The sequence below is a fragment of the Rhizobium sp. P2_G2 genome (assembly GCF_056403555.1).
Map to the genome: position 1 here is coordinate 109,692 of NZ_JBFUFF010000002.1, position 19,203 is coordinate 128,894.

The following is a 19,203-nucleotide window of genomic DNA, read 5'->3' on the forward strand; positions in this document are numbered from 1 at the left end:
CGGGCGATACCGGGGCTATCTCTTGTGGAGGAATTGATGACCGATTTGATTTTGCACAAAGCGTCCCTGACCTCGAGCGGGGCGAAACTCATGATCGAGTCTGCATTGAGTTTTGCTGTCGAGAATGGACTGAAGATCGCCGTCGTCGTGGTTGACCGGGAAGGTGCGCTGCTCGGCCTTTTGCGGATGGACGATGTTCCCGCGCCGATCACCGAGTTTGCAATCGACAAGGCCTATACCGCTAGCGTGACCGGCACCCCAACGAACGAGTTCTTCACGCATATTGACTCAAGTCCTTCGCTTCGACTTGGTTTGATGAGCCGTTCACGGCTTCTAGTCTGGGGCGGCGGTTTGCCTGCTCGTCACCAAGGACAAGTGGTTGGCGGCGTCGGCGTGTCGGGAGGGTCCGAAGAGCAGGATATAGCCTGCGCCACGCGCGCGCTCGAAGCCGGTGGTTTGCTATGAAGGAAGCTGCATACAACCACCCCCGGTCGAGCGGGAACGTCTCTGGTGGAACTTGGCGGCGATTGGAAATCGTCAAACGAAATGTAGTCCCGGTCCCCTTTCGCGAAGGCAGAACAGCGAATCGTCCAGTCGCACTGTCAGGGTGAAGACGCCGGAGTTCAGACGAGGAAGCACAGACGCGGTCGTCGGTTCGAATCCTATCAAGCTCTCAGCTTTTTGGTTGATAATATTGTCTCGGCGTGCCGTCAAAGCTGCTATTCCCCGGCATCAGATCTAAGTTCGTCAAGGTGCGAGCCGCATCTGATCTGTGCCGGCCAAGAAACGTGATTCCGCTTCTTCAGTCTCGAACGTGGATGCCAGCTTCCGCCGCAGCGAGCAGGAAGGCGCGACGGGCATCTTCGGCAGACTTCTTGCCTGCCGCGACTTCGGCGCAGACTTCAAGCGCCCGATCGAGAGCGGTTCCATCCTCGAGCGGCCAATCCTCGATCATGGCCCACGATGCCTGCTGTGGCGTCGAGATCGTCGTGTAGACGCCCGGAGCTTCGAGGGCGAGCGTCACCGGCTTGCTCCAGGGTTTGTCCATCGCCAACAGCCTTTCTTCTCGATATCGTGATCCTGCTTAGCACGATTTGCTCGGCTGGAAATATTCAGCTGCATGACGGTACCGCATGACCGACACCACCTCCGTTCCCTCTTGGCCAGACTACCCACTCTTTCCCGAGAAATGCGCGTCCAGCATTTCCATGCTCGACGCCAGTTCCTTCCTGAGCCACGCCTTGAACATCTTGACCTTATGGCTCTCGCGCTGCCCCTTGGCGGTGACGAAATAATGCCCGAACCCCGTCGGGGCGCGGATCGGGAAGGGAACCGCGAGCTTGCCCTCGAAGATGGCGTCGGCGGCCAATGTTTGCCAGGCGAGCATCACCCCCTGCCCGCTCATGACAGCATCGATGCAGAGTGACGCCTCGCTGAAAAAATGGCGGGCGTTGATCTGTTCTCCGTCGAGGCCGACCTCCTTCAGCCAGACATTCCAGTCGAACATCGCCGGAGCGTCGATCACGGCGGGGACCGTAAGCACGTCGCGCGGCACCTTCAGCCGGTCGAGCCATGAGGGTGCCGCGACGGGGAAGACGTGCTGGGCCAGGATGAGTTCAGAATGGACGTTGGGCCATTGGCCGTTGCCGACGCGGATGCCGAGATCGATATCGGATGTGGCGGGGTCGACAAGCTTGAGCGTCGCGTCGATCCTGAGCACGATGTCGGGATATTGCCGGGCAAAGCTTTCCAGCCGGCGCACCAGCCAGCGCGCGGCGAAGACCGGCGCTACCGAGATCGTCAGGCAATGGTTGTCGCGGCGCAGGGCGAGTGCCACGGCCTCCGACATCCGCTCAAATCCTTCGGTCAGGCGGCCCAGCACCGGCCGGCCGATGTCGGTCGGCACGAGGCCCTTCGGCCGACGTTCGAAGATCGTGTGGCCGAGTTGCGCCTCGGCCTTGATGACCTGCTGGCTGACGGCACCGATGGAGACGCCCAGTTCGTCGGCGGCCGCCTGAAGCGAGCCGAGACGACCAACCGCCTCCAGCGCCCGCAGGCCGTTGAGATGAACGAGGTTCAAGTTCTTCATATAGATTATCTATATGCTATGGCTCAATTTATCAATTGAATCTCACAATGTGCAGCAGGATATCTATAGAAATGATGTCATGAAGGAGTTCCATCGCCATGAGAACGGCCGATCAAAATCTTTCGTCCAGGATGGCGGCCACATTCACCGGTCAAATCAAGGGGATAGCCGCAATGACGGTGATCAAGCTCCGGGATGCCGCGCACCACTTGACCGAAACCGAAAGCAGCCTGCCGGAAAACTGGGGCGATCCGTGGTCGCATCCGCAAATCCGCGCAATGTCCCAGCGGGAATTGGCAGACCTGCCGTTCGCGAGGCGCGTCGGAACAATGTCCGATCCAAAGGCCTTCTGCTCGTTTCAATAAAAAGCCGGGGCTTACTCGTGCCCCGGACCGGCTGAAGGAGGGGTGCGGAAAATTCGGATGGATTTTCCAGGGATCCTCAGCTGGCAAAACGTTGGGCGTCGGCTCCGTAATAATTGACGTAGCGACTGGAAATGCTTTCCACCGGCAACACGATCAGCACGTCGGTTGTATCGAAGGCCGGATCCACCACGGCGCCCTCGCCGATCATGGCCCCAAGCCTCAGATAGCCCTTGACCAGTGGCGGCATGGTGATCAGCGCCCGCTTGGCATTGATCGCCTCAGGCGGCATCAGGTCCATGTTGCGGGCGTACGGACCGGCGGCCCGCACCGCCCATTCGCCCGTCGCCAAGGCATTGTGATGCAGGAAGGAGAGCGCCAGCGCATGCATCTCCGAATGGCGGCCCGGGAACGAGGCGCAGCCGAACATGACGCCGAGATTGTGCTTCAGCGCATAGGCCCAGTTGCCCTGCCAGAGCAGTTCGACGGTGCGCTTGGTACGGTAGGGCGGCAGCACGCAGGAGCGGCCGAGCTCCATGAACTGCCTGTCCGGATGGCGCGCGATCAGCGGTGCGATGTCGAATTCCGAAGCCGAGTAAAAACCCGAATGCCGCATCGCCACTTCCTGGCGCAGGATACGGTAGGTGGCGACGATCTGATCGGCGGAATCACCCTCGATCGCCGTATCGAGCACGATCAGGTGGTCGCAGATATCGTCGAAGGCATCGAAATCCAGCTTGGCGCGCATCGCCTCAGGCGGTAGTTCGGCGCCCATTTCCTCGACGAAAACGCGATAACGAATCTGCTGCGCGGCCACGATCTCCTGACGGGAGACGGCGAGCCGCGTTTCCAAAGATCCAATCCGGCCGAGCACCGGCAATTTGATGTCCGAGATCGACGTCCCGCTGTCCATGCTGGGCGCTATTTCCGCTTTCAGGTCGAAAAGCTCCAATTCCATGGCCGGTGTCCCTTTGGCAATCGACCAGCCACTAATCACATGTATGAGACAGTACGATGACAGAAATCAAGTGCATAGCCGGCTTGGAACAGGCAAGCCGAACGCCGTGTGGGGCATAAAGACAACAGTTCGCCAAGCGGCGTGGCCGCGTGTGGGCGTTATTGTTCCCGGGAAAGCAATTTGGTGGGTAATTTTTGGGGAACCGCGCGGGAAACATCGTTCCCGCGCCTCGGATGGTCGGCTCAGGCTGCGCGAATCAGGCGCTCGTTCAGCCGCGCGATGGCGCCGTTGATCATATCGGGGCTGGCGGGTTTGACCAGCACCAGATCGGCGCCGTTGACGAGCAGGCGGCGGCGGGTTTCGTCGCTGCCGTCGGCGGTCAGCACGATGACCGGAAGCGGCTTACCCTGAGTGGACCTTTCGATCTGCCGCAGGCGGTAAATAAAATCATCGCTGGTGCCATCCGGCATGGAATAGTCAGTCAGCACGATATCGGGAGTGTTTTCGGCAAGCACTTCGGCCAGCCGGGCGAAATTGGTCGCCAGACGCACATTATGGCCGGCCTTTTCCAGGATCGCCTGGGAAATCATGGCGTTGACCGGATCGTCCTCACCGAGCAGGATCGACAGGCGCTCGCCGGAGGACGATCCTTCGTGGGTCGCAACGGCTTCATCCTCCGCCTCGGCGGAAATGACCGGGAATTGTTCGCTTGCCGCGCGGCGATGTTCCAGACCCCTCAGCTTGCCGGTCAGCACGTCGAGCAGCGATTGTTCGCGCAACGGGCGGATCAGCCAGCCGTCATAGTCATCGCCGGACATCTGCGCCGGCCGCGATTCGGGATTGACCAGATAGACGCGCTTGGCGCCGGCAAGCCGTGGATTGTGGCTCAGCGCCGCGGTGAAATCGGCGTCGAGGCGGTGATCGACGATGATGCCGGTGAAGTGCTCGCGAAAGGCAAGGATCGATTCGGCATCGGCGGCGGTGGATGCCATATAGGTTTCCGCGCCAAGGCCCTTGAGCGTGGTGGCGAGCGCCGTGGCGGCGGGTCCGATGGGCGCCAGGAGCAGGACCTTGGCATTGCTGAGCTCATTGCCAAGCCGCATGGCAGTGGAATCGACGGTGACGGGCAGCCGGACCGTGAACGTGCTGCCCTCGCCAAGACGGCTTTCGACCGACAGCGCGCCGCCGGTTTCGGCCATGATCCGGGCCGAGATCGCCAGGCCGAGGCCAACGCCACCCTCGCGGGCGCGGCTGAGGTCGCCCTGTTCGAATTCGTTGAAAATGCGCTTGGTTTCGGCCTCGTTCATGCCAGGGCCTGTGTCCTTGACGCGGATGACGAGCGTGGTTCCCTCGAGAGCGGCGGAAACTAGGATGCCGCCTTCCTCGGTGAACTTCACCGCATTGCCGACGACATTGTAGAGCACCTGACGGAACCGTGCCGGGTCGAAGACCAGATTTTCCGGGATCGCCGGGGAAATGGTCGAGCCGATCTCGATGCCCTTGGCATGTGCCCGGCTGGAAAGAAGTTCGACCACGCTTTCGATCAGCGGGCGGACGGCTTCGCGGCGCGGCTTCAGCTGGAAGCGGCCGGCGGCGAGCGTCGAAAAATCGAGCAGGTCCTCGACAAGCTGCACCAGTGCGGTGCCGGACTGGCTGATGCCGTCGAGATAGTTCTTCTGTTCCGGCGTCAGCGACGTGCCGGTGAGCAGATGACCCATGCCGAGCAGGCCGGAAAGCGGCGTGCGGATTTCGTGGCTGACGGTCGCGATCAGCCGCGATTTCATCACGCTTTCCTCTTCGGCGCGCGCGCGCGCTTCCTCGCGGCTCTCGGCATCCTGGCGCTCGGCGGTCACGTCGCGGGCAACGCTTTGAAGAACGAGATCACCGAGAATCGGATCGCGGGTGACGATGTCGTGCCAGAGGAAGGTTTTGGAGCCGACCGGTGTCTTGAACTCCACGTCGTAGCAATGCTCTACGGTGCGCGGGGTGAAACGGATGCCGAGCTCCTCGCAGGAGCGGCCCTCGGGTTTTTCGCAGCGGGCGACCTTACGGAACGTTTTATTTGCCGACAGGATGACGCCGCCCAGGCTGCGGCAGAGCGTGATATCGCCAAGCGCATCATGGATATCGCCCATCATCGCGCCGGCGGCGGCATAACTGTCCGTGCCGGCGATAGGGTCGGCAGGCGCCACTTCGGATTGTACGGCCACCTGCTCGCCGATCACTTTTGCCTTGCGGTCCAATCGCGAAGCAAGGGAATAGATGATCGCGGACACGCCGACGGCGGCAAGGCCGATGGCGACGAGGGCAAAGCCCAGCCCGGAGCCGAGCGACAGCACCAGCGCCGAAGCGACAAGACCGATGCCGGCGATCCAATAGCGCAGCACGCCGGACCTGTCCGTGCCGGTATCGTCGAAGGAAAAGTCTTCCGGATCGGGATCCAGGGGGTGCGGCAGCCGGCTGGCCGGATGCTCGACTTTCGCATAGAGGTTGTCGAGCGCTTCCTCCGGCGGAGGAGCGGACGGTTCCTGAAACGCCATCGCGACGCGATGCTGAAGATTCTGGGGCTCGGTCATGCCTCCAGTTAGCACAAATGCACTTACGGAATGCTTGCGGAGCGTCCTTAAAAAAGGATCAATTCTATCCCTTTGCTTCGCCTCGATGCAGGAAAATCTCGGAGAAGCCGACGATGATCGCGCCCACGGTGATCAGGCTGTCGGCAAGGTTGAAGACCGCGAAAGACCAGGTGCCGACGTGGAAGAGAACATAGTCCACCACATGTCCATAAATGAAACGGTCAACGATATTGCCGACCGCACCCGCAACGATCATGGCGAAGCCGAGATGCATCAGCATTCCCGAGCGGCTGGAATTGCGCCACCACCAGAAAATGAAGGCGACGATCAGGAGCCGCATGCCGATCAGCGCCCAGCCGTTCATGCCCGAGAGGAAGGAGAAGGCCACACCTTCATTCCATGTCCGGTAGAGCGCCAGGTGTGGTATGACCGGCACGGCCTCCTGGAACGGCAGCATCCTCTCGACCAGATATTTCACTACCTGGTCGAGGAGTATCGCGATGATAATGAAGGTGGCCGCCGGCAGGGGCCTGGAGAACGGGTTCGACTGCGGCATCATCGTTCATCCAGTGTCAGCAGATGGCGGCGTGCCTCGAACAGCACGACGCCGGTCGCCACCGCCAGGTTGAGCGAATCCGCCCGTCCTTGTTGCGGGATGCGCACCTTTATGTTGGCGGCGTCGGCGAGGTCGTCCGGCAGGCCGGCTTGCTCATTGCCCATCAGCAGCACGACGGGCTTCGATTTATAATCCGCCGTGCGATAATCGACGGCGCCCTTGAGATGGGTGGCGACGACATTGACGCCGGCCGATTTCTGCCATTTCAGGAATTCGGCCGGTATCGTGCGAACCAGCGGCAGGCTGAACACCGAGCCCATGGTCGCCCGGACGGTTTCCAGGGAAAACGGGTCGGTCGTGTCGCCGACAAGCATCACGCCCGATGCACCGGCGGCGTCTGCGGTGCGGATGATGGTGCCGAGATTGCCGGGATCGCGCACACGATCGAGCGCGATCCAGGTTTCGTTCGACTTCGGCTTCACATTGTGCAGGCTTTGCCAGCGGGCGCGAAAAATGCCGACCACCATCTGCGGATTGTCGCGATGGGTGACCGACTCCAAAACCTTCTGGGTGACTTCCAGCACCAGTCCACCGGCGGCGACGGTGCGCGCAGCAGCCTTCTCGACCAGCGGCTTGCCCTTGCCCTCCTTGGAATAGATCAGCGTCTCGATCTTCCAGCCGGTTTCCAGCGCGTCGAGGACAAGCTTCAGCCCCTCGGCCATGAAGGTGCCCGAGGCCTCTCGGTTCTTCTTCTGGCTGAGCGCCTTGATGTCCTTGATGATCGGATTGGCAAGCGAGGTGATTTCCTTCACCTGTCCGGGCCGGCGCGGGCCGTCGTCGTCTCTGTCTGTCATGCCTTCGTCCAGCGGCTGAAAAGGGAGGTGGAGAGGGCGCGGGCCGCCTGGCCTGGCATGGTCGGATATTCGCGGATGATCAGTTCTCCCGATTCGACCAGGCCGCCCATGCCGCGCATAGTCTCCATCATCAATTCGTGCATCGAATAGAAACTCGCGCGGATCGAATAGGCGGTCAGCACCAGGCCGATCGCATCGGGCGCCAGGAGGTCGCGGCAGATGTCGAGCATCTGCGGCACATGGTCGAACAATTCCCAGACCTCGCCGTTCGGGCCGCGGCCGAATTTCGGCGGATCGGTGAGCACGATGTCGTAGCGGTTGCCGCGGCGCTGCTCGCGTTCGACGAATTTCATCGCGTCGTCCATGATCCAGCGGATCGGGCGATCGGTGAGCCGCGCCAACTGCTGGTTCTCCTTGGCCCAGCCGATCGCCTTCTTCGAAGCATCGACATGGGTGACCTCGGCACCGGCATCCGCGGCGATGAGCGAGGCGACGCCGGTGTAACCGAAGAGATTGAGCACTTTCGGCCGCCGGCCGTTCGCGGCGAGCCGCGCTTGAACCACCTCCCGCATCCAGGACCAATGCGCGATCTGCTCCGGAAACACACCGGTGTGGCGGAAAGAGGTGAAGCGGCCGTGGAATTCGACGCCGAGCAATTGCATCGGCCAGGTTTCGCCCAACGCCTGCTTCGGGAAACGCCAGCGGCCCATGCCCTCCTCGTCGGTGTCGCCGGTGAAGATCGCGTCGGCTTTATCCCATTCCGATTTCGGCAGCGCCTTCGGCCACAGCGCCTGTGCCTCGGGCCGGATGACGATGACGGAACCGTAGCGTTCGAGTTTTTCGCCATTGCCGCTGTCGAGCAGACGGTAGCCTTCCTCGCCTGCGGTTTCGAGGATGAGCGGCGCCCGTTCGGCCGGCCGAGCGCCCGGTCTCAAGCCAAGCGGCGGCACCTGTAGCGTTTGCGGACGCTCACGCCGTGTCTGTGCCGAAACAGGCGAGACACGGTCACGCTGATCCTCCCGGGACTTGCTTCCGTCCGGCCGCACCTTCTCGCGCATGCGTTGAGAAGCATTGCCGGAAGCGGCTGCACGCGGTGGATTCTTGCTCTTCACTCGTTGTCTTCTTATCATTTCCACGACAATGGGCTGAAATAGCATCCAATCTCCTCTTGGCAAAGTGATTTGAGAGAGGCAATAAGGGGCCGACAAGAGACGACCAAGGAGACGATCATGGACATGTCCGGCGAAGAGCAGATTGCGGCCAGCCGCGAGCAGGTTTGGAAAGCGCTGAACAACCCGAATGTCCTGAAGAAGTGCATTCCGGGCTGCGAGTCGCTGGAAGCCAAATCGCCGACCGAAATGGTGGCGACGATCAAGGTCAAGGTCGGTCCGATCTCGCGCAACTTCAAGAGCGAGGTCAAGTTCAGCAATATCAACGCGCCGGAAAGCTACACGATCACCAGCGAAGGCGGCATCGCCAAAGCCAGCACCGACGTCAAGCTGCGCGAAGAGGACGGCAAAACCGTGCTGAGCTATACGGTCAACGCCAAGGTCGGCGGCAAGCTCGCGGTGCTGGGCTCCGGTCTCATCCGCTCGTCGGCGAAGAAGATCGTCGAGCAATTCTTCACCAAATTGAAAAAGACGATTTCGGACCGCACCCGCGCCAAGGATCTCTCAGAGGCGTAACATCCACGCTCAAGCGCGTAGCCTGTTCACGGGTCAAGTGACGCGCTTTGTCTTTTTTGTTTCTGCGCCTGTCGGTATCCGGAAACCGGAGCCACTTTCGGGCGACATGCTTTTGCTTTTACGCATGTCGTGCCCCGAAACCGGGACCACTTTCGAGCGACATGCTGTAGCGCCGGAAGCGGGTTCCGGCGCCATCTGCGGCAATATTCGACAATTGCTTTGATTATTTGGAGGCGGAGAGCAGCTTCTGCGCGGTCTGCTGTTCGAGCCTGTCGCGCTGGCGACCGGCTTCGTCGCGCCATTTCTTGGCTTCATAAGCCTCGTTGCGCGCCCGCTTGCGATGGCGGCCCTGCGAAAACCAGGTGACGGCCGAGCCGATCACGACGCCAATCATCAGCGTGAGAAGCAGGAGCACGAAGAGCGGCAGCGTCAGGGCCAGGATACTGTCCTCGGGACGGAACGGGTTGAGCGCCACGGTCACGGAATGACGGTTTGCCACCGAGAGCACGATGAGGATGATCGCGACCGGAACGAGAATGACTAACCTGACAAAGCGCGTGATCATGTTCACCGAACTCCCTTGATGGCGGCGCAAACAAACACCGCGCCTCTCTCTAGAGCGTGCTGCTGTAATTTGGAAGCGTTCTGTTGGCTCAAACGGGAGCTGACCTGACAGCCGGCCCGTTTCAGCCAGCCCAAAGGGCCAGGCAGAGCGCCTTCAGACTATAACAGCACGCTCACGATGTCCGGCAGGCGAAATCAAGCCAGGAATTGCCTGCCCCTCGCGAGGCGAAGGAAATCAATCCTCATCGTCCTCGTCGTCTTCCTGGTCTGCAAGGTCGGGATTGAGGCGCTCGCGGAGCTCCTTGCCGGTCTTGAAGAAGGGAACCCATTTCTCCTCAACGAAGACCGCGTCGCCGGTACGCGGATTACGGCCGGAGCGCGACGGGCGATTCTTGACGGAAAATGCGCCGAAACCACGCAACTCCACTCGATTGCCGCCGGCAAGCGCGTCCGTAATCTCATCCAAGACCGCATTGACGATATTTTCGACGTCACGATGATAGAGATGCGGGTTCTTGGCTGCGACGATTTGCACCAATTCAGACTTGATCACGGAAGCCCCCTCAGACGGTCTTATCGATCCTTGTCATTTGCATCAAACTGCCAAACCGACACCATACCGTCAAGTAACATCTTGTCATCACTCAATTTCCCCAAAGAATTGACTTTTGTCAGCCAGCCAAGGCCAAGCGAGTCCATGAACTCATGGACCATGCTGCCGAACAGGAACGACGATGCTTCGCGGCGCGGTTCCCAGTCGATGATCGGCAGGCCCTTGGTCACTTTTCGGCTTTCGAGATAGGCGCGGATGTCGTCATCGCCGCCGATCTGGTCGATGAGCTTGACGGCGAGCGCCTGCCGGCCGGTATAGATGCGGCCGTCCGCGAGCTTCAACGCCTGCTCCTTGGGCAGATGCCGACGCTCGGCGACGAGGCTGACGAACCAGTCGAAGGAATCCATCACCATCTGGTGCATGACATCCTTGGCCTCCTGGCTCGCGTCGTGGAAGGGCGACGGTTCGGCCTTGAGCGGCGCCGACTTGATCTCCTCCAGCGACACGCCGATCTTGTCGAGCAGCGGCTTGATCTGTGGGTACTGGAAGATGACGCCGATCGAGCCGGTGATCGACGTATCACCCGCGACGATCCTGTCGCCTGCGACCGCGATCATGTAGCCGGCCGAGGCGGCGAGCGTACGGACGTCGGATACCACAGGCTTCTTTTCCGCGACACGACGGATCGCCTTGTAGATGGCCTCGCCGCCATAGGTGGTGCCGCCGGGCGAGGAAATGGAGACGATCAACGCCTTGACCGAGTTCTTCTTGGCAATCCGGTCGAGCCGTTCCAGCAGTTCACGATCATCTGTGATCAGGCCGGAAATCTCTATGCGCGCGATATGATCGCGCTCCTTGTTGTCGGAGAGATTGCCGCCGGTCGCCAGCAGCCAGAGCAGCACGATGGCAAGCGCGATGAACAGGAAGGTGAAGACGCGCCACAAGCTCAGCTTGCGCCGGATGCGCCGGCGCTCGGCGATATCGTTGAAGGCCATCGGATCGGGACTTTCGAGTGAATTCGGTTGGTTGGCGGCACACAGATAACGCGGCAATGTGAAGAAGGAAACAGCAGTGGCGAAAAACGCCACGCAGCGGCGCAAATTTCACCGCTCACGGAATGACACATTGTATTTCCGCCGTGATTTGCCTATTTGTCAGACGCCCACTCGCCCCGACGGCTCTTGAGACTCAAATGGACATTCGCGCCACGATCGATATTCCCGGAACGGGCTCGGCCGCCGCTTACAAGCGCGCGCTTTCCCATTCTGGCCGTGTGCGGCGCTGGAAGATCCTGCTGCCGATCATGGCAGTAGTGATCTCGCTCGGTTTCATCGCCGTGTCCTGGATCAAGACGATGATTCCGGAAAACCTGACGATCGGTGGCGCCACGATCGAAGATGGCCGCATCGTCATGGAAAAGCCGGCGATTTCCGGCCGCAACGGCGACGGCATCAGCTATTTCATGAATGCCCGGCGGGCGCTGCAGGCAATCCTCAACCCTAACGACATCGCGCTCGAAGACATCGAAGCCGCGGTGCCGATCAAGGGAAACCTGATTGCGCGCGTTACGGGCAAGGCGGCGAAGTTCGACCGCGCCACCGACAAATTGCAGATGACGGCACCTTTCGTGGTGACCCTGTCATCCGGCGTGGTCGTGCATTTTCAGGCCGCGAATATGGACCCGCATTCCGGCCTGCTGCAATCCGACAAGCCGGTGACGGTCAACGCAAAAGATTCGACTTTGACGGCAAACAGTATGACAGTAACCGGCAGGGGCAGCGTGATTGCCTTCGATGGCAAGATCCACGTGATGATCAGTCCGTCCGCCATGCATAAATCCAAGAGCACTCAGGGGGAATGAGCGACATGGGGCTTTTCCGTATCACCGCTTGCGTGGCCGCAGCCGCATTGCTCGCGACCGCGGCGACGGCGGCTTTCGCCGAGCAAAGCACGAGCCAGATCAATGGGCTGAAACTGTCCAAGGACAAGCCGATCCAGATCGAGGCGGACCACCTGGAAATCCATGACCAGGACAAGCAGGCGCTGTTCGACGGCAATGTCCAGGTCGTGCAGGGCGCGATGACCTTGAACTCCAACCATATGATCGTGTTCTACAACGGCAAGGGCAGCGACGTCACGACCGGCCAGGGCGACATCAAGCGCATCGAGGTGACCGGCAATGTCAGCGCCTTTTCCGGCACGCAGAGTGCCAAGGGCGACGCGGGCACCTATGATATGGCAAGCCAGCTCCTGACGCTTACCGGAAAGCAGGTGGTGTTGGTCGATGGATCGAATGTGTTCACCGGCTGCAAACTCACCGTCCAGATGCAGACCGGCCTTGCCAAACTCGACAATTGCGGCACCCGGGTTCGGATCTCGATCGATCCGAAGTCCAACAAGACCAACAACAAGACGAACTGATCTTCGCCCTTGAAGATACCCTTCCTGACATCGACCGGCAAAAGGGCTGATGGCGCGGATTCAATGGATCCGGCGCAGAAGGCCCGTTATGAAGGCACGCTGATTGCGCGCGGCATCACCAAGACCTACCGCACACGGCGCGTGGTCAATGGCGTGTCGCTGATCGTGCGGCGCGGCGAAGCCGTCGGTTTGCTCGGACCGAACGGCGCCGGCAAGACGACCTGTTTCTACATGATCACCGGCCTCGTCCCAGTCGACCAGGGCCGGATCGAGATCGACGGCAACGACGTCACCTGGATGCCGATGTATCAGCGGGCGCGGCTCGGCGTCGGCTACCTGCCGCAGGAAGCCTCGATCTTTCGCGGGCTGACGGTCGAGCAGAATCTGCGGGCTGTCCTCGAGGTCAAGTTCAAGAGCCGCAAGGCACTCGAGGAACAGCTGGAATCGCTGCTCGAGGAATTCGCCATCGAGCATCTGAGGAAATCGCCCGCCGTGGCGCTGTCCGGCGGCGAGCGGCGGCGGCTGGAAATCGCTCGCGCGCTGGCGACCGAGCCTGCCTTCATGCTGCTCGACGAACCCTTTGCCGGCGTCGATCCGATCTCCGTCGCCGATATCCAGAATCTCGTCCGGCATCTGACCCGGCGCGGCATCGGCGTGTTGATCACCGATCACAATGTGCGCGAAACGCTCGGCCTGATCGACCGGGCCTATATCATCCATGCCGGCGAAGTGCTGACGCATGGGCGCGCTTCCGACATCGTCGCCAATGCCGACGTCAGGCGGCTTTATCTCGGCGACAATTTCAGCCTGTGAACCGCCGGTGGGGCGCCATTAACCACGACATGATCGAATTTCCCGCCGGCTCGCGAAATTTCGCCCCGATGGCAAAGAGTTCTTGACCCGGAAAAATTAATAAGCAATTTTTGGGCCAGTTTGGATTTGACGTTCCCACCACCGTCGGAACTCATCTCTTCGAGGGAGTATAGCGTCCGCCATGGCTTTGTCTGCCAGCCTGCATTTGCGACAGTCCCAGTCGCTGGTGATGACACCGCAGCTGATGCAATCCATCCAGCTCCTGCAGATGACGTTCCTCGAACTCAACCAGTTCATCGCTCAGGAAGTCGAGCGCAATCCCCTGCTCGAAATGGCCTCCGGCGACRAGCCGGTCAGCCTGGACGGGGCCGGTGATGGCATGGTGATCGATCACCGGGCCGCATCGATCTTCGAGGGCCGCGCTGCCGACGGCAAGGCCGAGGAGGTTCCCCCTCCGAGCCGTGCCGAGCGGCTCAGCGATGCGCTCGACACCGGCTTCGACAATGTCTTTCAGGACGACGCGCCGCGCAAGGCGGATGCGCCCGAACTGCTGCAGCAGTGGAAATCCATGCCCGGCAGCCTCGGCGAAAGCGGTGAGGCCTATGACCTCGACGATTTCGTCGCCGGACAGATCTCGCTCAAGGACCATCTCAACCAGCAGATACCGTTCGCGGTCGCCGATGCGCGCGAGCGGCTGATCGCCAACGCCCTGACCGACCTGCTCGACGAGGCAGGCTACATCCATAGCGGCGTCGAGGACGTGGCCGAGCGCCTGGGCGTCCAAATCGGCGAAATCGAACATGTGCTCGGCCGGCTGCAGGAGCTCGATCCGCCGGGGGTCTATGCGCGGTCGCTGAGCGAATGCCTGGCGATCCAGCTGCGCCTGCGCGACCGGCTCGACCCGGCAATGCAGGCTCTGCTCGCCAATCTGGACCTGCTTGCCCGGCGCGACTTCGCTACGCTGAAGCGGCTTTGCGGTGTCGACGAGGAGGACCTGGTCGATATGCTGGCCGAGATCCGCAGGCTCGATCCGAAGCCCGGCAACGGCTTTGAGACCGGTCCGTCCGAGTCGATCATTCCCGATGTCATCGTCCAGGCGGCGCCGGACGGCGGCTGGACCATAGAGCTCAATCCCGACACGCTGCCGCGCGTGCTCGTCAATCATCAATATTATCAGCGGATCGCGGGCTCGGTCGGCAAGCGCACCGACGAAGAGAGTTTCCTCAGCGAATGCCTGCAGAGCGCCAGCTGGCTGACGCGCAGCCTCGACCAGCGCGCCAAGACGATCATGAAGGTGGCGACCGAAATCGTACGCCAGCAGGATGCCTTCTTCGTTCGCGGCATCCAGCATCTGAGGCCGCTCAACCTGAAAGCAGTAGCCGAGGCGATCAAGATGCATGAATCGACCGTCAGCCGGGTGACGTCGAATAAATACATGCTGACGCCGCGCGGCCTGTTCGAGCTCAAATATTTCTTCACCGTCTCCATCGCCTCGGCCGAAGGCGGCGATGCGCATTCGGCCGAGGCCGTTCGCCATCGAATCAAGGCGATGATTTCCGATGAAAGCGCCGATAGCGTGCTCTCGGACGACGACATCGTCGAGCAACTCAAGGGTGGCGGTATCGACATCGCCCGCCGCACCGTGGCCAAATATCGTGAAGCGATGAACATCCCCTCCTCCGTGCAGCGGCGGCGGGAAAAGCGCGCCATGGCCAGACTGGCGCTGGCCTGATCGGCCTGACGTACGTAAGCCAGTGCTGAAACAGCCTTAGCTTGTATTTTTTCCCCGCTTTTTCACAGGCTCGATTGACCGCGCCGCTTGACTCCAAACGGGGCCATCGGTAGAGCCCGCCGCCAGAAATCGGCAAGAATTCGCCATTTTCAGCAGATTGCGCTCTGTGGCAGCGCAGCAAACGAAGTGCTTGGATCGGGGGCCGCGTTGGAATAGACTGATTTCCGATTGGTTTGCGATTGCTTAGGGGACATCCGGGCCTGACCATCCTTTCGTGGTCTTGGGTTCGGATCACCACCGTGATGCGACCGCGAACGCTTTCCCGGGATGAGAAGCCCGTTTCGGGAATGCGCGTCCAGGCGGGCTTCGGGCACTTCGACTGCAGGAAGGATGACACTATGACCGTGCGTGTGACCGGCAAACAGATGGATATCGGTGAGGCATTCCGGACCAAGATCACCGGAGCGATCAATGACGCCATCATAAAATATTTCGACGGCGGCTTTTCAGGCCAGGTGCTGGTCGAAAAATCGGGCGCGCGCTTCAATGCCGACTGCAAGATCCATCTCGACTCCGGGGCCAATCTGCATGCCGCCGGCGATGCCAACGACCCACAAGTCGCCTTCGACACCGCCTTCGAACGAATCGAAAAGCGCCTGCGCCGCTATAAGCGCAAATTGCGCGACCATCATCACGGCGAAAACCGCAACGGCAATGGCACCGAGATCGCCTATGCCGTCATTGATACCCCCGAACAGGACGATGGCCACGAAGTGGCCGAGGACTATGCACCGGTGATCGTCGCCGAGACGACCAAGTCGCTGAAGACCATGTCGGTGGCAAGTGCCGTGATGGCGCTCGACATGACCGACGACCCAGTGGTGATGTTCCGCAAGCCCGGCTCCACCGAGCTCAACATCGTCTACCGCCGCAATGACGGCAATATCGGCTGGATCGATTCCGCCAACATCAAGGGCTGAGCAAGCTTGCGAGGATAATAATACGGGTCGGCGGCGGCGCCGGCCCGGCTATACCAAGCCAAAAAGGACAAAATGAATGGCTTTGGCGGATATTTTGCATCCGGAAGGTATTATTCCGGCGCTTCGCGTACAATCCAAGAAACAGCTTCTGATGGAACTTGCGACAAACGCTTCCAAGTTGACCGGCATCTCGGAGCGGGAAATATTCGATGTCGTGCTGCAGCGCGAGAAACTGGGATCGACCGGGGTCGGCGGCGGCATCGCCATCCCGCATGGCAAGCTCAAGCAGTTGAGCAAGATCACCGGCGTCTTCGCCCGGCTGGAAACGCCAGTCGATTTCGAGGCCCTCGACGACCAGCCCGTGGACATCGCCTTCATGTTGCTCGCGCCGGAAGGAGCCGGCGCCGATCATCTCAAGGCATTGTCGCGCATCGCCCGCGCCCTCAGGGACCAGGATCTGGTCGCGCGGCTGCGGGGCTCGGATACGGTCTCGGCAATCAGCGCTTGCCTCAATCAGGAACAGACGTCCAACGCTGCGTGACCGGCATAGCGCCGCGTCCTTTGATGGAGGGAACTTTGGCGCTCATCCTCTATATGCACCCGCYGGCGTCTTTCTGCCACAAGGTGCTGATCGCTCTTTATGAAAACGGCACGCCGTTCGAGGCGCGCATGGTCAACCTTGCGGATGAAGAATCGAGCGCCGACCTCATCAGGAATTGGGCGATCGGCAAGATTCCGATGCTCAAGGACACCGCGCGGGATCACACCGTTCCCGAGACCAGCATCATCATCGAATATCTCGACCGGCATTATCCCGGAGCGATCCGATTCATTCCGGACGATTTCGAAGCGGGACTTTCGGCGCGGCTCTGGGACCGGTTCTTCGATCTCTATGTCAGCGTGCCGATGCAGAAGATCGTCCTGGACCGCCTGCGATCCGACGAGCAGAAGGATCCGGCAGGTGTGGCGGACGCCTATCAGATGCTCAAGACCGCCTATGACATGGCCGAACAGCATCTTGCCGGCAGGACCTGGGCGAATGGCGAGGCATTCGGCATTGCCGACTGCGCGGCTCTGCCGGCGCTGTTCTTTGCCGACACGCTTCTGCCGTTCTCGCAATCCCACCCCGGGTTGGGGGCCTATTTCGAACGGCTTCTGGCGCGGTCATCCGTGGCCCGCGTGCTCGACGAGGCGCGCCCTTATTTCCAATACTATCCCTATAAAGAAAAGCTCAGCGCCCGCTTCCACCAGCCGGACTGACCAGCGGACCTGAGACGGCGAAGCTCCACTTGCGCCGTCTGTCCGACGCTCAGAGCGCTTTGCGTTCTGATAGATCAGAACCGCGCTCCAAGCCTTTGTTTGAGCATGTCGTTGTCCTGAAACCGGTGCTCACTTTCAGGCGACATGCTCTAGCTTGTGACCTCATCGCGCCAGGACCCGAAGATCGCCGCCTGCCCAAGACGGCGCCCATGGCGATCGATGAGATCCCAGACGATCGTGTTCTCGATGCGGAAACGTCGTCCCGATTTGGCGATACGAACGCCGCTATAGCCGGCGACAAAGCCTTCTGCGGCAACGGCATTCAACAGTCTTTCGCGCTCCGCGCGGTCCGGCACTTCCGCCGAAAGGCGCGACGGCAAGGCGATGAACTCGTCCCATGAATATTCAAAGCAGGCCTGGGCGGCACGGTTGGCATAGATAAACCGTGGATCGGGTTCGGTGTTGTGCGCGAGGATGACGGCAGGCGACTCATCGTAAAGCCAGTCGGCACCCCGGCCTTCCGGCGCCAAGGGACGCCCCACGCACCGTTCGAAGCTTTCCGCCATCAATGTGAAAAACTCGACATCACGAGACAAGTCGAGCCCTGCATCATTGTAGTTGGAAATCATGCCGCCCCTTGACTGGGCTGGAACCGCATTCTGCCCGACCCGAAATTTGGACCACCCCGACCGGGTCGAAGCAGTAGCCCAGCCCTTCCTTCGTCAAAACCGTTGTGGCGCTGCCGGCTTGTTTCCGACGATGGCGTCGATGCGGGCCAGCACATCAGGCGTAAGCTTGTCCTTGTGGGCAAGTGCGGCGAGATTGTCCTCCAACTGGCTCATCCGCGACGCGCCGAGGATCACCGTCGAGACATTGCGGTTGGAAAGGCACCAGAGCAGAGCAAGATGCGTGATCGAAATGCCGGTCTCGCTCGCCAGCTCAGCCAATTTCGCCACCTGGGCGAGCTTCGTGCGGCCCTCGTCACTTGACCATCTCTCCTTCAGCCATTCATAGCCGGGCAGATTCATGCGGCTGTCATTGGGCATGCCGTTGTTGTACTTGCCCGTTAGAACGCCCGATGCGAGCGGCGACCAGATCGTGGTGCCCAGGCCCATCAGGTCATAGAGCGGCAGGTAATCGGCTTCGACCTTCTGGCGTTCGAAAAGATTGTATTGCGGCTGTTCCATCGTCGGCGGCGTGATGCGGAGATCGCGCGCCACCGCATAGGCTTCGGTCAATTGCTGGGCCGACCATTCCGACGTGCCCCAATAGAGAACTTTACCCTGGGTAACGAGATCGTGCATGGCGCGGACCGTTTCCTCGATCGGCGTATCGATGTCGGGACGGTGACAGAAATAGAGATCGAGATAGTCGACCTTAAGGCGCTTGAGCGCCGCATGCGCGGCCTCGGTCACATGCTTGCGCGAAAGCCCGCGCTGCGTCGGCTTGCTGCCACCCCAGAACACCTTGCTCGAAACGATAAAACTGTCCCGGCTCCAGCCCAGAGTCCTGAGGGCCTCGCCCATGACGATTTCGGAGTTGCCGCTCTCATAACCCTCGGCATTGTCGAAGAAATTGACGCCGTTGTCATAGGCATGCGCCATCAGGCTGACGGCATCGTCGCCATCGACCTGCTTGCCGAACGTAACCCATGATCCGAACGAAAACTCGCTGACCTTCAGGCCGGATTTTCCAAGACGACGATATTCCATGATGCAGTTCCTCGGAGGACGACGATGGAGGGGGAGAAGATGCGGCAACATAGACGCAGAGCGGGACCAAAGACAATTGCCTCTCCCT

Annotated in this window: 22 protein-coding genes; 10 read left to right on the top strand and 12 right to left on the bottom strand. The window is 60.7% G+C overall.

The window, feature by feature from the left end:
* Nucleotides 1-36: 36 nt before the first annotated feature.
* Entirely contained in the window at nt 37-465 is a 429-nt protein-coding gene (locus tag AC1D06_RS02870; protein WP_477984877.1) for a GlcG/HbpS family heme-binding protein, read from the top strand.
* 337 nt (nt 466-802) lie between these two features.
* On the opposite strand, the gene AC1D06_RS02875 is transcribed toward AC1D06_RS02870, so the two are convergent.
* Together AC1D06_RS02875 and AC1D06_RS02880 are read right to left on the bottom strand one after the other, a co-directional pair.
* A complete protein-coding gene (locus tag AC1D06_RS02875; protein ID WP_477985060.1) occupies nt 803-1,048 on the bottom strand; it encodes a DUF982 domain-containing protein in 246 nt (81 codons plus the stop codon).
* Nucleotides 1,049-1,168: 120 nt separating this feature from the next.
* Nucleotides 1,169-2,089 (bottom strand): LysR substrate-binding domain-containing protein, encoded by a 921-nt coding sequence (locus tag AC1D06_RS02880; RefSeq protein WP_477984879.1) that lies wholly within the window; start codon nt 2,087-2,089, stop codon nt 1,169-1,171.
* Nucleotides 2,090-2,262: 173 nt separating this feature from the next.
* Here AC1D06_RS02880 and AC1D06_RS02885 point away from each other — a divergent pair, with 173 nt between their 5' ends.
* A complete protein-coding gene (locus AC1D06_RS02885; RefSeq protein WP_477984881.1) occupies nt 2,263-2,454 on the top strand; it encodes a hypothetical protein in 192 nt (63 codons plus the stop codon).
* A gap of 76 nt (nt 2,455-2,530) precedes the next feature.
* Here the strand turns inward: AC1D06_RS02885 and olsB are convergent, their stop codons facing one another.
* The 5 genes from olsB to AC1D06_RS02910 form a co-directional block, all read right to left on the bottom strand.
* On the bottom strand, nt 2,531-3,364 hold the full coding sequence (olsB, locus tag AC1D06_RS02890; RefSeq protein ID WP_477879339.1) for a l-ornithine N(alpha)-acyltransferase: 834 nt from the start codon (nt 3,362-3,364) through the stop codon (nt 2,531-2,533).
* Between the two features lie 287 nt (nt 3,365-3,651).
* Complete coding sequence (locus AC1D06_RS02895; protein ID WP_477984883.1) at nt 3,652-5,985, bottom strand: hybrid sensor histidine kinase/response regulator; 2,334 nt, start codon at nt 5,983-5,985, stop codon at nt 3,652-3,654.
* 64 nt (nt 5,986-6,049) lie between these two features.
* Nucleotides 6,050-6,541, bottom strand: a complete 492-nt coding sequence (gene lspA / locus AC1D06_RS02900; RefSeq protein WP_477984885.1) for a signal peptidase II — start codon at nt 6,539-6,541, stop codon at nt 6,050-6,052.
* Complete coding sequence (locus AC1D06_RS02905) at nt 6,541-7,395, bottom strand: TrmH family RNA methyltransferase (RefSeq protein WP_477984887.1); 855 nt, start codon at nt 7,393-7,395, stop codon at nt 6,541-6,543. The genes lspA and AC1D06_RS02905 overlap by 1 nt, the downstream gene beginning before the upstream one ends.
* Nucleotides 7,392-8,507 carry an RsmD family RNA methyltransferase gene (locus AC1D06_RS02910; protein WP_477984889.1) on the bottom strand — a complete coding sequence of 372 codons (1,116 nt, stop codon included), beginning with the start codon at nt 8,505-8,507 and terminating at the stop codon, nt 7,392-7,394. Before AC1D06_RS02910 ends, AC1D06_RS02905 begins: the two co-directional genes overlap by 4 nt.
* A 117-nt stretch (nt 8,508-8,624) precedes the next feature.
* On the opposite strand from AC1D06_RS02910, the gene AC1D06_RS02915 reads away from it, so the two are divergent.
* Nucleotides 8,625-9,080, top strand: coding sequence for an SRPBCC family protein (locus AC1D06_RS02915; RefSeq protein ID WP_477879273.1), 456 nt, complete (start codon nt 8,625-8,627; stop codon nt 9,078-9,080).
* A gap of 223 nt (nt 9,081-9,303) precedes the next feature.
* Here AC1D06_RS02915 and AC1D06_RS02920 read toward each other — a convergent pair whose 3' ends face one another.
* The 3 genes from AC1D06_RS02920 to sppA form a co-directional block, all read right to left on the bottom strand.
* The gene (locus AC1D06_RS02920; RefSeq protein ID WP_477879272.1) at nt 9,304-9,645 is read right to left on the bottom strand and encodes a lipopolysaccharide assembly protein LapA domain-containing protein; all 342 of its coding nucleotides are present in this window, start codon (nt 9,643-9,645) and stop codon (nt 9,304-9,306) included.
* A 234-nt stretch (nt 9,646-9,879) separates the two neighbouring features.
* Nucleotides 9,880-10,197: an integration host factor subunit beta gene (locus tag AC1D06_RS02925; protein ID WP_477879271.1), complete on the bottom strand. Its 318-nt coding sequence runs from the start codon at nt 10,195-10,197 to the stop codon at nt 9,880-9,882.
* A gap of 20 nt (nt 10,198-10,217) precedes the next feature.
* Nucleotides 10,218-11,192 carry a signal peptide peptidase SppA gene (gene sppA / locus AC1D06_RS02930; RefSeq protein ID WP_477984891.1) on the bottom strand — a complete coding sequence of 325 codons (975 nt, stop codon included), beginning with the start codon at nt 11,190-11,192 and terminating at the stop codon, nt 10,218-10,220.
* A gap of 197 nt (nt 11,193-11,389) precedes the next feature.
* On the opposite strand from sppA, the gene lptC reads away from it, so the two are divergent.
* From lptC to AC1D06_RS02965, 7 genes are all read left to right on the top strand, one after another.
* Entirely contained in the window at nt 11,390-12,058 is a 669-nt protein-coding gene (gene lptC, locus AC1D06_RS02935; RefSeq protein WP_477879270.1) for an LPS export ABC transporter periplasmic protein LptC, read from the top strand.
* Nucleotides 12,059-12,063: 5 nt separating this feature from the next.
* Nucleotides 12,064-12,618, top strand: coding sequence for an LptA/OstA family protein (locus AC1D06_RS02940; RefSeq protein ID WP_477879269.1), 555 nt, complete (start codon nt 12,064-12,066; stop codon nt 12,616-12,618).
* Between the two features lie 63 nt (nt 12,619-12,681).
* Nucleotides 12,682-13,431 carry an LPS export ABC transporter ATP-binding protein gene (lptB, locus tag AC1D06_RS02945; protein WP_477879268.1) on the top strand — a complete coding sequence of 250 codons (750 nt, stop codon included), beginning with the start codon at nt 12,682-12,684 and terminating at the stop codon, nt 13,429-13,431.
* A 181-nt stretch (nt 13,432-13,612) separates the two neighbouring features.
* The gene (gene rpoN, locus AC1D06_RS02950) at nt 13,613-15,163 is read left to right on the top strand and encodes an RNA polymerase factor sigma-54 (RefSeq protein ID WP_477984893.1); all 1,551 of its coding nucleotides are present in this window, start codon (nt 13,613-13,615) and stop codon (nt 15,161-15,163) included.
* Between the two features lie 398 nt (nt 15,164-15,561).
* Nucleotides 15,562-16,143: a ribosome hibernation-promoting factor, HPF/YfiA family gene (gene hpf / locus AC1D06_RS02955; protein ID WP_477879266.1), complete on the top strand. Its 582-nt coding sequence runs from the start codon at nt 15,562-15,564 to the stop codon at nt 16,141-16,143.
* A 76-nt stretch (nt 16,144-16,219) separates the two neighbouring features.
* Entirely contained in the window at nt 16,220-16,684 is a 465-nt protein-coding gene (ptsN, locus tag AC1D06_RS02960) for a PTS IIA-like nitrogen regulatory protein PtsN (protein WP_477879265.1), read from the top strand.
* A gap of 35 nt (nt 16,685-16,719) precedes the next feature.
* The gene (locus AC1D06_RS02965; protein WP_477984895.1) at nt 16,720-17,403 is read left to right on the top strand and encodes a glutathione S-transferase family protein; all 684 of its coding nucleotides are present in this window, start codon (nt 16,720-16,722) and stop codon (nt 17,401-17,403) included.
* 149 nt (nt 17,404-17,552) lie between these two features.
* Here AC1D06_RS02965 and AC1D06_RS02970 read toward each other — a convergent pair whose 3' ends face one another.
* Entirely contained in the window at nt 17,553-18,032 is a 480-nt protein-coding gene (locus AC1D06_RS02970; RefSeq protein ID WP_477984897.1) for an MEKHLA domain-containing protein, read from the bottom strand.
* 93 nt (nt 18,033-18,125) lie between these two features.
* Nucleotides 18,126-19,115, bottom strand: coding sequence for a potassium channel beta subunit family protein (locus AC1D06_RS02975; protein WP_477879262.1), 990 nt, complete (start codon nt 19,113-19,115; stop codon nt 18,126-18,128).
* Nucleotides 19,116-19,203: the final 88 nt, after the last annotated feature.

Bases quoted from the DNA above. Each gene is read 5' to 3' on its own strand.
- AC1D06_RS02870 (WP_477984877.1), top strand. From the start codon at position 37: ATGACCGATTTGATTTTGCACAAAGCGTCCCTGACCTCGAGCGGGGCG.
- AC1D06_RS02875 (WP_477985060.1), bottom strand. From the start codon at position 1,048: ATGGACAAACCCTGGAGCAAGCCGGTGACGCTCGCCCTCGAAGCTCCG.
- AC1D06_RS02880 (WP_477984879.1), bottom strand. From the start codon at position 2,089: ATGAAGAACTTGAACCTCGTTCATCTCAACGGCCTGCGGGCGCTGGAG.
- AC1D06_RS02885 (WP_477984881.1), top strand. From the start codon at position 2,263: ATGACGGTGATCAAGCTCCGGGATGCCGCGCACCACTTGACCGAAACC.
- olsB (WP_477879339.1), bottom strand. From the start codon at position 3,364: ATGGACAGCGGGACGTCGATCTCGGACATCAAATTGCCGGTGCTCGGC.
- AC1D06_RS02895 (WP_477984883.1), bottom strand. From the start codon at position 5,985: ATGACCGAGCCCCAGAATCTTCAGCATCGCGTCGCGATGGCGTTTCAG.
- lspA (WP_477984885.1), bottom strand. From the start codon at position 6,541: ATGCCGCAGTCGAACCCGTTCTCCAGGCCCCTGCCGGCGGCCACCTTC.
- AC1D06_RS02905 (WP_477984887.1), bottom strand. From the start codon at position 7,395: ATGACAGACAGAGACGACGACGGCCCGCGCCGGCCCGGACAGGTGAAG.
- AC1D06_RS02915 (WP_477879273.1), top strand. From the start codon at position 8,625: ATGGACATGTCCGGCGAAGAGCAGATTGCGGCCAGCCGCGAGCAGGTT.
- AC1D06_RS02920 (WP_477879272.1), bottom strand. From the start codon at position 9,645: ATGATCACGCGCTTTGTCAGGTTAGTCATTCTCGTTCCGGTCGCGATC.
- sppA (WP_477984891.1), bottom strand. From the start codon at position 11,192: ATGGCCTTCAACGATATCGCCGAGCGCCGGCGCATCCGGCGCAAGCTG.
- lptC (WP_477879270.1), top strand. From the start codon at position 11,390: ATGGACATTCGCGCCACGATCGATATTCCCGGAACGGGCTCGGCCGCC.
- AC1D06_RS02940 (WP_477879269.1), top strand. From the start codon at position 12,064: ATGGGGCTTTTCCGTATCACCGCTTGCGTGGCCGCAGCCGCATTGCTC.
- lptB (WP_477879268.1), top strand. From the start codon at position 12,682: ATGGATCCGGCGCAGAAGGCCCGTTATGAAGGCACGCTGATTGCGCGC.
- hpf (WP_477879266.1), top strand. From the start codon at position 15,562: ATGACCGTGCGTGTGACCGGCAAACAGATGGATATCGGTGAGGCATTC.
- ptsN (WP_477879265.1), top strand. From the start codon at position 16,220: ATGGCTTTGGCGGATATTTTGCATCCGGAAGGTATTATTCCGGCGCTT.
- AC1D06_RS02970 (WP_477984897.1), bottom strand. From the start codon at position 18,032: ATGATTTCCAACTACAATGATGCAGGGCTCGACTTGTCTCGTGATGTC.
- AC1D06_RS02975 (WP_477879262.1), bottom strand. From the start codon at position 19,115: ATGGAATATCGTCGTCTTGGAAAATCCGGCCTGAAGGTCAGCGAGTTT.